The sequence below is a fragment of the Vibrio sp. V43_P6S15P86 genome, assembly GCF_009904725.1.
GTDB classification, from domain to species: Bacteria; Pseudomonadota; Gammaproteobacteria; order Enterobacterales; family Vibrionaceae; genus Vibrio; species Vibrio diabolicus.
Map to the genome: position 1 here is coordinate 1 of NZ_WXWT01000075.1, position 12,518 is coordinate 12,518.

The following is a 12,518-nucleotide window of genomic DNA, read 5'->3' on the forward strand; positions in this document are numbered from 1 at the left end:
GTTGTATCCAACCCGTTAACAACTACACAAATTGTACTTTTTAACTAGCTCACTAGATCGCGAATTCTGATTTAAGCAACTGATCACATAACCTCTTCCAAATTTTGGGTATAAAAGTATCAATACTTTCGTTAACTAGGATGTAAATAATGAAAAACTCGTTTGATCTCACCATGCCCAATGAAGAAGGATACTTTGGTGAATACGGTGGTAGCTTCGTGCCGCCGGAGCTTGAACAAATCATGCGTGACATCAACGCAGCTTATGAGGAATGCAGCAAAGATCCTGAATTTAAAGCGGAGCTTGCTCGCCTGTATAAGCACTTTGTTGGACGACCTAGCCCAATCTTCCATGCAGAAAACTTGTCTAAGAAATACGGAGCAGACATCTACCTAAAGCGCGAGGACTTAAACCATACAGGCGCACATAAAATTAACCACTGCTTAGGAGAAGCCATTCTCGCTAAAAAGATGGGTAAGAAGAAACTGATTGCTGAAACTGGCGCAGGGCAACATGGGGTCGCGCTTGCGACAGCCGCCGCACTGGTCGGCTTAAAGTGCGATATTTACATGGGTGAAGTTGATATTGCCAAAGAGCACCCGAATGTCGTCCGTATGAGAATCCTTGGTGCCAATGTCATCCCTGCTACTCACGGGCGCAAGACTCTCAAAGAAGCGGTTGATTCTGCCTTCGAAGCCTACCTAAAAGATCCTGACACACAACTTTACGCGATAGGATCCGTCGTTGGCCCTCACCCATTCCCAAAAATGGTACGAGATTTCCAGTCAATTATCGGCAACGAAGCACGAGTTCAATTCAAAGAAATGACAGGCAAGTTACCCAATAATCTCGTCGCATGCGTTGGAGGTGGTTCTAACGCGATGGGGCTATTTACTGCTTTCTTAGACGATGAACAAGTCGCTATTCACGGCGTCGAGCCCGCGGGCCGCTCTTTGAAAAAGGTTGGCGAGCATGCTGCAACACTCACACTCGGTGAGCCAGGTATCATGCACGGATTTAAGTCTTACATGCTTAAAGATGAGCAAGGCGAACCTCAGGAAGTGTACTCTTTAGCAAGCGGCTTGGATTACCCATCGGTTGGACCTCAGCATAGTTACTTAAAGGACATTGGCCGTGTCAATTACGGCTCAATCAGTGATGACGAAGCGATTGATGCATTCTTTGAACTGTCTCGCGAAGAGGGGATTATTCAAGCGATTGAATCCGCACACGCTGTCGCTTACGCGATTAAACTCGCGAAGCAAGGAGAAACTGGCTCAATTCTGATCAACTTATCCGGTCGCGGTGACAAAGACATTGATTTTGTCGTTGAACACTACGGCGAAAAATATGGCATTGAATCAATTATTTAGTCACGACTTCGTAGGCTAAATGTCTATACAAAAAGCTACCTATTACTAGGTAGCTTTTTGTTTGCGCCTTACTTTCCCTACATGCGCTTTGAAGGCTTAACTACACAGTCCAAACCTTTTACTTTTGAGAAATAGGCATAGCTTGAGAAAGCCATCTTACTTACCACTCCAACTAGTCCTTTAGAACATAATTCGATTAACCGATCAGAGCAGGAATACCCGGAAGCTGACCAACGACAGCAAGCGAACCTGCACAAACGATAAATGCAGTGCCAGGAATCAGGTATTTATCTTTTCGCGAGAGTTCGTTAGCACGCTCATGGTCGCCGATAAGTCCAAGGTTATCCAGTAGCATCGTGATTGCCCAGCCAAAGACTGGATTAACGAATGCACAGGCAAAAATACAGATACCTGCACTGAGTGAATCTTTATGCTTGTGGATCATCTGCATACCCGCTTCAAGAAGTGGTAAGAATACACCGACAATCAAAGCAACGCGCAGAACAGGTTCCCACATCGCTAGATCCATAGGGTAACCAATTACCGCAGCGGCAATACACATGAAACCCGTTAACAGTGCGCCACCTGGAATAGGACGTTTAGCAATTGCGGCTGGAATCATGTACGTTCCCCAAGAAGAAGCTAGGTTTCCGCCACCTAATAGTGAGCCAACCCCCTGACGAACAGACGCTCCGACCATCGTGTCGTCGACATCCATGAGTACGCCTTTCGCTTCTTTCGGGTAGTTAAGTTCTTGAAACACGCGATGGCCAAGGTAGTCGGGAGACCACATAGCAACAGCAAGTAGAGCAAATGGCGTAACGGCAATAAAATGCTCTAAGGTTGGCCAACCTAGTTGCCAGCCTGTATCTTCACCCCACCAATAGAATGGACTGAAATTAGGCAGGCCCGGCTCAGTGGTAAAAGCAAACTCAGCGCCCATCAAATAAGCAACAATACCCGCGAGTGCAGAGCACAATGGGATTGCCAACCAACGCTTGTTGATCTTAGCTAGGTAGGCATAAACCATAACCGTTAGACCAATGACAATAAACGAAATGTAACCTTGATCTGTACTTGCAGCCCACGCCTCAGTCTTATTAATCTGTCCGAGCAACCCAACAGCGCCTAGGTAGATCAATAACCCTCCTCGAACCCCAATGCCAGTCAAGGTCATGAGTTTAGAACCGCCTTTAGTCAAAGCGAGAATTAAGCCAAAAGCACATACCATCAAGCCAAGCGCCAGAGGATGCCCTCCTGCGGCAGCAATCATGGGAATCAGCGGTATCATTGGGCCGTGGGTACCGGCTAAGTTTGCATTCGGGTTTAGGATGGCAGAAAACAGAATAACGAACAGAGCACCCGCGATAAGCAATTCGTAACGCACGTTTTCTGCAACGAACTCCGGAGATAAACCGAACTGAGCAGCAAAGGCAGCAACCATAGCGGTGACCATCACCACTTTACCAATGGTTGCGGCTAATGCAGGCACCCAGTCTTCGATTTCAATACTGTAATCACGTGATGGCAAATGAATACCCCAGCGACGAAAGCTCATGATGGTTAAATCATGGTTTAGAAAGTCTTCACGACTTTCAAATTCATGCGGCTTTTTGCGCACATCCCTGTAAAAGGTCTTACTTGAGTCAGACATTGAGCTATCCTTTGTTATATTTCAACGTTGAACTATGCCAACTAGAGTTTCGCTTGGTATACAGACCAATACGAGACAACACCCACATCAAACATCGAGGCCACACCAAGAAAGTGGTATGGCTAATTTTTGATTTGAACCTATTAAGCATGTGTTTCTATCGGTAGGAATATTAGACATTAGTAAAAGAGCAACAAAAATCTCACTTACTATGCAAAGATTTAACATTACATTAGAGTACGCGGATCTTTAGTGAGAGTTTTTGAACAGCAATTCAAGAAGAGGAACAGTCGTAACTCCACCTGTGCTTTTCAAGGTAGAAAAACGTGTCTGAATTCACACAGGTAATTGGTTAATTTTTCTCATGCAAGTACGCACTAACAACATCAAATCGAGTTGCAACCCAAACCATCGCTGCCTAACTATAGATATCTCTGTAATGTATACTTTGCTAAACTCCACCCTTTGATGAGTAAGGCCCCTAAAATGATGACTGACGAAGAAAGAATCGAACTGCAACGGAACAACCCACTACACGGGTTAAAGCTAGAGACAATGTTGCAAGAGTTGGTGGATTTTTATGGCTGGGACATTCTAGATACAGCAATGCGCTTTAATTGCTTTAACACTAAGCCTTCGATTGCAAGTAGTGTGAAGTATTTAAAGAAGACCGAATGGGCGAGAGAAAAATTAGAAAACTTTTACCTTTATCGCTTTAAGCGCATGCCACGCGCAAGTGAAGAAGAATATGATTTACCACCGAGAGCTCGTACGTTCCCTCATGGTCTTGAACCTAAAGAGCCAATGCCGCTAACCGTTGACTCTATCCTTAAGTCACAAGCTAAAGCTGCATCCGCATTTAAAAAACGCTCACCTCGTGGACGTCTGACGCGTCGATAGTACATAACCTTGAAAAGCAATAGAGCCCTACTGGTAGATCCAGCAAGGCTCTATTGTTCTTTAAAGAAATGGCTAGAAGAGAATACTCAAGCTAGTGCGCCCCCTTCTCCAGCGCCTCCCATAAGTAAACTCACAGGTAGTTTACGTTTTCTATTGATTACGCTTTTTCTTCTTTTTACCCGTACCTGCTGGCTTTGCTCGCGGTTTCATTGGTAAAAAGTAGGCTTCACTCTGATCGTCTTCCACTTCAAAACCGACTACCTGCTCGCGTTCAAGTTGGAACTTATTTTTCTTTTCTATCACTTTGAAATGGTGGTAGTCATCGTAATCGATAAGAGATAACCCTAGACCCACTTCACCAGCACGACCACTACGCCCTATTCGATGCATATAGTCAGCAGGACTACGCGGGAGATCGAAGTTAATCACCACTGGCAGCTTTTCAATATCAAGGCCACGTGCTGCGATATCGGTGGCAATAAGAACTTGAATCTCGCCAGACTTAAAACCGTCAAGTACACGAGTACGAGCGCCCTGCCCTTTATCACCATGGAAAACTTCAGCAGTAATGCCGCGTTTTGACAGTTTTTGAGCTAAATGGTTACAGGCATTCTTAGCATTCACAAAAATCAAAGTCTGTCGCCACTGATGCTGTTTGATTAAGTGCGCAAGTACCGCCGTTTTCTCACCTTTATTTACACTAAACACGCGTTGCACCAAAGTGCTGGCTTCTGCGCTCTGCAACTGAACTTCAACAGGGTCGCGGAGCAAGTGCTGAGCCAGCGTCGTGACTTTATCAGGGAAAGTAGCAGAAAATAACAGCGTCTGTTTCTTCTCTGGCAGTAACGCAAGAATCTTATTCAGTTCTTCGGTAAATCCGAGGCTCAACATACGGTCAGCTTCATCGAGCACGAGCATTTTTACTTGGTCCAACTTAATCGCGTTACTGGATACCAGATCAAGTAATCGACCCGGCGTAGCTACGATAATGTCACAGCCACCGCGAAGCGCTAGCATTTGTGGGTTCACCGATACACCACCAAATACGGCAACCGTTTTGATCTTATCTCTCAGATGGTATGAGTAAGATTTGACGTTGTATGCCACCTGTGATGCCAGCTCACGAGTTGGAACTAAAATCAGGTGAGAAACGAAGTTACCACGTCGATTATTTGATTCGTCTTGCTGAACAATTTTTTGCAGAATTGGCAGCGAAAAAGCAGCGGTTTTACCAGAGCCCGTATTGGCACCGCCAACAATATCTTTCCCTTCAAGGATATAAGGAATGGTATGAGATTGAATGGGCGTCGGTTGGCTGTATTCTAACGCTTCTAGTCGCTCGACTAAGGTTGGAATCAGGCCAAGATCGGCAAATGTCGCTTGCTGTGTTTTATCTGTCATTACGATGAGTGGCTCAGTGCTAGTAAAGGCCGTGTATCTTATGCTATTTCGCGTCTGGATGTTAGAGATAATGGCCCAAACAGAAGATTGGTGAGAGAAGCACTTGCTTATGTTGGGTGAGTAAATGTATGTAAAACCTCAGTACATAAAAACGAACCTAATTTAGGTAAGCTCTTGGCAACTATATGCCACGACTCGAAAAGTAACGCGTGGGTGAATCACCATAGACCCGACGAAACATAGCGATAAAGTTACTGGGCGTCGAATAACCCAAAGCATGTGCAACCGCTCCTACGGATTCTCCGCGAGCCATCATTTCTAACGAATGTATTAGCAGTGCTTGTTGCCGCCATTCACTAAAACTCATGTTTAACTCACTTCGAATCAATCGTCTTAACGTCCGAGATGAGACTGCCCCGATCTTTGCCCAATGCTCCACAGAATGTTTGCTGTTTGGGTCTATTAAAATCGCTTGAGTAACTTTTTGCAGTCTCGGATCTCTGGGCAGTGGGATGTGGAGTGACTCATGAGGGCTATTGACGATTTCATCGGATATTACGGCGAGAATACGTAAAGACTGTATGGATAGATCGTCTGTTTTGCTCCATATCGATGCTCTAACCGATAGGGCTTTCAACACATCGCTCATTTGGATCACACAAGGTCTCATTGGAAACCGCTCACAGCTCTCTGGAGTAAACAGTAATGAACGACCTTTCAGAGAACCACAAAAATAAACACTGTGCATCGCACCCGGGGGGATCCAACCAGCTCGGTGAGGTGGTAGTATCCACGTTCCTTCATCGGTTTTGACCTGAATTAGCCCTTCATCTATACACAGTAACTGGCCTCGATGATGACTGTGCCAATTATGTGGCCGTTGATCCAAATGGTTGAAGTCGCTCCTTTCATGCTGCCACTCCTTAGCGATCAGTGCGGCTCCATTTTTCCATTCGCTGTAGTCAGAGTTTGTCACTTTATTTACTCAATTCCATTTTGGCCATTATTCATTATTTTCTGTCCTCTTAACGTTACCATAGCAAGTTAGCGTTCGAGTAACATTTTAGCAACGACCATTTTATCGAAGGCAGAACCATCATGAACGAACCTATCTTTATTATCTATTACATTACAGCAGGCTTGGGCATTGGCTTTCTCGCTGGACTCGTTGGTGTGGGTGGTGGTGGAATGGCCGTCCCTATTTTTGCGTTTCTGTTTTCACTACAGGGAATAGCTGATACAGAAGTGGTCCATCTTGCGTTAGGGACATCAATGGCTTCAATGATTATTACAACATTGGGCAGCATGCGCGCTCACTACAAAAAAGAGAATGTAGACTCGACAATGGTAGTAAAAATGTTGAGCGGAGTTCTAGTCGGAACATTTTGCGCCACATTCGTAGCATCGTATCTACAGGGAATCTATCTGGCAGGTTTTTTCAGCGTATTCATGTTGTATGTAGCTTATAAGATGTTTCTCAACACTGAAAATGAGTACAACCCTAACCCACATGGGGCTATCGGTAACATCACTGTAGGCTCTGTGATTGGCTCTGTATCAGCACTTGTCTCAATAAGCGGTGCGGGGTTGATCATCCCCTATCTTGTCCAGCAAAATTTTGAGGTAAAACGAGCTATTGGCACCTCTGCTGCGATAGGTTTCCCTATCGCGCTATCAGGAAGCCTCGGTTACATGTTAAACGGATGGGAAAATACAGATTGGAACAACTTAGTATTAGGATACATATACCTTCCTGCAATGATCAGCTTCTCCATTAGCAGCTACTTAACTACTAGCCTCGGAGTGCGTTGCGCAGAGTATTTTCCAAATAAAGTTCTTAAGAAAATCGTTGGTATTTTGTGTGTTCTTCTAAGTTTTAAAATGCTGGTACAAGTACTCCATTAGGGCAAATAATACCGTCATTAATAGGTCTTGCAATATGTTGTGGGGACAAGCCTGAAAAACTTACTTCTCGCTTTGCAGGTCCAAGAACACAATGTGTAAGAAAGCTCCGCATTGTTGCACCCTTATGACTTTGTTAAGCTAGCCAGAATTACATCCAAAATTTGCTGGTGATTGTCCTTTCTGGAAACCTCGTTACGCTCCTGGCAAAGTGCTTCCTCCCCTTCTGATGCGAGAATTTTAATGCCACGCTCAGTACATTCTGCGAACGCACTAAACTGACTCGCACTAGGAATCTCTTGAAACGTCACATTGGGAAGAGCAACAAGTGATTCGGCTGGTGTCAGTGCGGGATGTAGCCGATCAGAAAGCGTCACCACGGTGATAGCATTGTTCATCAAGGCCAGAGTTTCAGGGACAAAAGTTTTCGTTAGCTCAGGGTTGATAACGACGACCGATTTCAGTTTGTTTTCAGACTGAAATCGGGGGAATTTTTGATCCGGGATGTTGGTAATATCAACGTTATTTTCACGTAACCAATGACAGTCTACATTGGTGACGTTGTGACACGATGTTCGATATTTCTCCGGGCTTATTTGCGCTCCGGAGAGCATCAGCATAGATGTCCCGCCCAGAAAAAAGCCGACACCCTGCACTGCATCAGTATCTACGCCTCCGGACAGTATCCCGACCGAACTTAATTCGTTCAGCCCAAGCACCAAATCACTGGTTCTGAATGTGATTTCATCAACAGCCATTTCTGCATTGATTTCGTTTGGTGCAGGAGGCTTTGGTACAACAACGATATAACCTTGTTTCGCTAGGCCCGAAGCTATCCAACCACTATGGGAAAATGCTGACCGTGTTCCGCCCTGCGACAAAAGCACAACGGGAAATTTTCCACTTGCTAACGGGGCATCTAACTGCGTTTCGACTGATTTAAAAATGTTACCCCTACCAAACGTAAAGTTGTTTTTTTCATTCGTTGTGGGATACCAGTAGTAGAATTCTACTGGCTTATCTCTGTCTTCACTGAATGCCGTTTTGGCTGTTAGCGCAGAATGGTATTTCGGCTCATTCATACTGGCGCTGACACTGACACACAATGTAGCGAGTAGAAACGACATTATTATTTTGGTTTTCATTTTTCCCTCAGCCGGTCAACACTTTATTCTGCACGGCATCAGGAAAAATAACGTGCAGGAGATTCTCCATATATTTTGCGAAACATAGCAATAAAGTTACTTGGAGTCGAGTAACCCAAAGCAAGTGTCTGCTTTGAACTACGCCAGCAAGCTTTTGGACATTAATGAGCTACGCTAACCTCCCTAATAATCGGAATTGACATGAGGAAATGTATGGCAAACCTTAGTTGGAACGCTGAATATTTTTCTAAGGCTGTTGGTGGAACGTTTTCCTCCATCGGTTAGGGGTTACCTCATAACGCTCTTTAAATTTATCTCTGAAAATGAGAACTGAGCTAAACCCTGTTTTTGCAACAATCTGTTCAATAGACAAATCTGTAGATTCAAGTAGATCCTGAGCCAAGTTTAGTCGCTCAGCCGTCAGCCATTCTCCAAATGACATACCTGTAGCTCTATTAAATTTTCTCGTAAAAGTTCGGCGGGACATCATCACTGAATCTGCTAGCTCATCCAGTGAATATTTTTGATTGATATCACGCCTGATATTGTCCATTAATGCATTGATACGTGAATCAGATGTCGTCACAGGTATAGGTTGATCGATAAACTGAGCTTGCCCACCATCTCTGTATGGAGGCACAACCATTCTTCTTGCTACTCGGTTCGCAATCGTACTGCTGTAGTATTTTCGGAAAACATACAGACAGCAATCGATACCTGCGGCAGTACCTGCTGAGGTTATCACCCCGCTATCTTCAACATATAAGGCATTCGTATCGAGCGAAACTTCTGGAAAGCGTTGACTAAAATCCTGTTCTAATTCCCAATGTGTCGCAGCTCGTTTCCCCGCTAATAAGCCAGCATAAGCGAGAACATAACCACCAAGACATAAACCGACAACCAATGCGCCTCGTGCATGAGCACGACAGAGAGCATTGAGTAACTTTTCATTAGGGCGCTCGTCAATTGTTCTCCAATAAGGTACAACGATGATGTCACAATACTCTAGGAAATCAAGATGCGCCTCGGTATGAATTTCCATACCGATATCAGATAAAATCGGTCCTTCCTCTCCAGCGACAAATTTAAGCTCGAAAAAAGCTTCATTAAGGGTATCTCTTCCAAACACAATGCTAGGGACAGAAATATGAAACGGGCTAAAGCGATTGAAAACAACAACAGCAACGGAAGGAGTTTTATGGTTTTCATTGAGATACATAGTTCGTTTCCAAAGTAAAATGCACAGAGCAATGTTAGTACACTACTCTGTGCGGTTCATAAACGCAGGCCATAGGTTTGCTTTATGACATCAAAACTAGATTATCACTGTTTCACCATCTTCTGGAACAAACACAAAATCGCTAATCATATTTGCAGCTGCGTATTCGCGCATTTCTTGAGTAGTCACCAATACATGGTTAACCGCCCCCATATGAGTCGCAACGATTTTCGCTTTAGGTAGCACTTGGTGTGTTTTTAGTACATCTTCTTTACCCATAATAATAGGACCAAAGCCCAGTACATGCGCCCAACCTGTATTGAGAATAACGACACCTGGTTGTTCTTTTTTCATGGTTTCTTCTACACCTGGAATCCAAATCGTATCACCAACCACATATAACTTTTCTTCATCGGCATGGGAAAAAATCACGCCTGTCACTTCACCCAAAATTTCAGCCATTTGATCATGTTGGAATGCTGCATCAGAGCCATGCTGGCAGACTGTACGTGTAAATGAAATACCGTAATATTCAGTCTCTTCAGAGAAGATTTTAACGTTGGTAAAACCTTGTGATAGAAGAATAGTTTCATCACCTTCGTGCTGTACAAAAATCAATTTATCTTTAGGTATCGCATTCACTGCTGTTTCATCCCAATGGTCTGGGTGAGTATGAGTTAGAAGAACTGCGTCCACATTGATGATGCTTTCAAGAGGCAGAGGCAATTCAACTGTTGGATTGCGTAAGTGTGAATTTGCTGTTCCTTCAAATCCAGGGTAAGTGCCTTTTGGCGCTAACATTGGGTCAATAAGGAATGTTTTACCTGCATAATCTATGACTTGTGTTGCATTGCGAATTTGTGTGATTTTCATAATTGTGCTCCAGTATTGCTGTGTTTTGCTGTAATGGAGTCATTTTATGCAATAGGATAGACGCTCAAAAGTGGCTTAAAGGACACATAAGGATACTATTGGGACAAAAATTTGTTCTTGGAATTAGTTGTTATTAGATAAATTGAGGGAAACTAATAGAAACCATTTTAGTGTTCATTAACTGACGTAACACTGTTTGGGGCAGAGTCGTGTTTCATGCCCCTGTCATTACTGAGGGAACATGACGGGATAAGTACCAACCGATTCTGTCATGCTCTTACATTTTAGTCAGGATTAATACTTTTCACCTTGCACCTCGATGTTCAGGGACTGTGCTCTTTTAATCCTAAGCTCTCTGGTGTTGAGTTTTTCTTCCTTCCAGATATTTTTAATCGTACCGATACTCACAGTGATATTGTGCTCTTTTAATGACACCATCAGTTGCATCAATGTGAGGTGAGGGTTCTGCAATGTCAGCTCGATAATCTTATCTTCTGCATGCTCGGGGATGCGGTTCTTACTGCGTTTAAGAGGCTTATTGATCCGTTTTAACCCTATCGGCCCTTCCTCTGCCATTATTTTCTGATAGGTGTAGAGGGATTGACGGGAGCAGCCAAGGATACGAGCGGCTTTAGTTATACTTCCTAACTGTTCAACAAGCTCTAGTGCTTCTATTTTCCGTTGAACCTCTTTGCCATATTCACTGCATTTGCGAGGCTCAACGAGTTCTGTGATGTCGAGCCGACGATGACCAAAATAGGCAGAGAATGTACCATCGAACTGACAACGGATTTCCACTTACTGGTTAACGATCGAATAACGAACGGGCGAGTCGATAACATACATTTTATTGTCAAAGCTGAACATATGGTCTCGGCGTATCTTGCGATACTCTTTCTGCACACAGACAGTATTCAGATCTAAATCATCAGGCACACACTTAAAGGCCGAGCGCAAGCTTGTAGGTTTAACCATGACGTTTTCTACCCAGTAGTTTGGTATGAACTCTTCTTGTAAATACCGATTCGCATTTTCCATATCGGTGATGTTGTGCAATCGAAGTTCTGGCACCAGTCTATCTTGGAAGGTATCGAAGGAGCGCTCTATCCGCCCCTTACCTTGAGGTGAGTTGGCGAAGATAATTTCGATACCGAGTTCATCACAAGCTCGCTGCATTTGCGAGAAGTTGCTGCGTTTCGGCCCACCAAAGATACCTGCTCGATCCACGTAGAGAGTTTTGAATATGCCTCGCTTTTCGATATAGGCTCTCATCACTTTCATGCAGCCTTCGGTAGTCTCTGACGGGAAGAACTGCGCATGAATATCACTGGTCGCATCATCAATGATGGCAATCAAGCAAGACTTTTCATCACCGAACCAACGATGAGGACTGCCATCCATTTGCAACATAAGTCCAGGCAATGGCATACGCTCTCGATACTTTCTTACTCGACTTCTACGGCGTTTAGAACGCTTCACATGGTGAATGTCATGAGCCCAAGAACGCAACGTTTCACGCTTAATCGACAGCCCTTCATTTTTGCTCAGAAGTTCAGAGAGGTGTTGAAGGTTAAAGTCGTAGTACTTGGTTTGAATGAGGGCTTGAACCTCTTTCTTGAGTGACTCAGGGATTTTATTGATGGGAGCACGACCAGTGTTACCATGAACCACGAACCGAATGCCTTCCTTGCGATAGCGACTCAAGTAACGTTCAACGGTTCTTCGTGATTTTTGCAGTAATTGCGTGGCACTATTGATAGTAATTTTGCCATCAATGACTTTGCTAATGATATCGACAGTAAACTGTGATTTTGAATCCATATAGAACATCCTTAGCACCCTTTAAAGCTCATTTGATTACTTTAAAAAGTACGCTAAATCAGTCCCGACATTTTCCCTCGGTAGTTATTGTAATGACAAAGTCGCTTGGTAATTAAGGTACGACAGAATCGCTTGGTGATCACAGTCGTGTTTCATGCCCCGTCGGCACATCTTTGGACAAAAATGTGCCCGAGCATTTGCTAAATTAGCAAGGGATTGATAATTAAAGG

9 protein-coding genes and 1 pseudogene are annotated in these 12,518 nt (G+C 44.0%); 3 read left to right on the forward strand and 7 right to left on the reverse strand.

Annotated features, from left to right (window positions below; translation table 11 throughout):
• The first annotated feature begins 149 nt into the window (after nucleotides 1-149).
• Nucleotides 150-1,373 carry a tryptophan synthase subunit beta gene (gene trpB, locus CAG69_RS03365; protein WP_161442717.1) on the forward strand — a complete coding sequence of 408 codons (1,224 nt, stop codon included), beginning with the start codon at nucleotides 150-152 and terminating at the stop codon, nucleotides 1,371-1,373.
• A 196-nt stretch (nucleotides 1,374-1,569) separates the two neighbouring features.
• Here the strand turns inward: trpB and CAG69_RS03370 are convergent, their stop codons facing one another.
• The gene (locus tag CAG69_RS03370) at nucleotides 1,570-3,027 is read right to left on the reverse strand and encodes a DUF3360 domain-containing protein (protein ID WP_161442718.1); all 1,458 of its coding nucleotides are present in this window, start codon (nucleotides 3,025-3,027) and stop codon (nucleotides 1,570-1,572) included.
• A 486-nt stretch (nucleotides 3,028-3,513) separates the two neighbouring features.
• On the opposite strand from CAG69_RS03370, the gene CAG69_RS03375 reads away from it, so the two are divergent.
• Complete coding sequence (locus CAG69_RS03375) at nucleotides 3,514-3,927, forward strand: VF530 family DNA-binding protein (RefSeq protein WP_161442720.1); 414 nt, start codon at nucleotides 3,514-3,516, stop codon at nucleotides 3,925-3,927.
• A 150-nt stretch (nucleotides 3,928-4,077) separates the two neighbouring features.
• Here CAG69_RS03375 and CAG69_RS03380 read toward each other — a convergent pair whose 3' ends face one another.
• A complete protein-coding gene (locus CAG69_RS03380; RefSeq protein ID WP_161442722.1) occupies nucleotides 4,078-5,328 on the reverse strand; it encodes a DEAD/DEAH box helicase in 1,251 nt (416 codons plus the stop codon).
• 181 nt (nucleotides 5,329-5,509) lie between these two features.
• Nucleotides 5,510-6,304 carry an AraC family transcriptional regulator gene (locus tag CAG69_RS03385; RefSeq protein ID WP_053808952.1) on the reverse strand — a complete coding sequence of 265 codons (795 nt, stop codon included), beginning with the start codon at nucleotides 6,302-6,304 and terminating at the stop codon, nucleotides 5,510-5,512.
• A 122-nt stretch (nucleotides 6,305-6,426) separates the two neighbouring features.
• Between CAG69_RS03385 and CAG69_RS03390 the strand changes: the two genes are divergently transcribed.
• A complete protein-coding gene (locus tag CAG69_RS03390) occupies nucleotides 6,427-7,233 on the forward strand; it encodes a sulfite exporter TauE/SafE family protein (RefSeq protein WP_161442724.1) in 807 nt (268 codons plus the stop codon).
• A gap of 122 nt (nucleotides 7,234-7,355) precedes the next feature.
• Here CAG69_RS03390 and CAG69_RS03395 read toward each other — a convergent pair whose 3' ends face one another.
• The 4 genes and pseudogenes from CAG69_RS03395 to CAG69_RS03410 form a co-directional block, all read right to left on the reverse strand.
• Nucleotides 7,356-8,375 carry an alpha/beta hydrolase family protein gene (locus tag CAG69_RS03395; protein ID WP_161442725.1) on the reverse strand — a complete coding sequence of 340 codons (1,020 nt, stop codon included), beginning with the start codon at nucleotides 8,373-8,375 and terminating at the stop codon, nucleotides 7,356-7,358.
• A gap of 247 nt (nucleotides 8,376-8,622) precedes the next feature.
• Complete coding sequence (locus tag CAG69_RS03400; protein WP_161442727.1) at nucleotides 8,623-9,594, reverse strand: GlxA family transcriptional regulator; 972 nt, start codon at nucleotides 9,592-9,594, stop codon at nucleotides 8,623-8,625.
• Between the two features lie 96 nt (nucleotides 9,595-9,690).
• The gene (locus tag CAG69_RS03405) at nucleotides 9,691-10,467 is read right to left on the reverse strand and encodes an MBL fold metallo-hydrolase (protein WP_161442729.1); all 777 of its coding nucleotides are present in this window, start codon (nucleotides 10,465-10,467) and stop codon (nucleotides 9,691-9,693) included.
• A gap of 294 nt (nucleotides 10,468-10,761) precedes the next feature.
• Nucleotides 10,762-12,297 (reverse strand): annotated as a pseudogene (locus CAG69_RS03410) (ISNCY family transposase).
• Nucleotides 12,298-12,518: the final 221 nt, after the last annotated feature.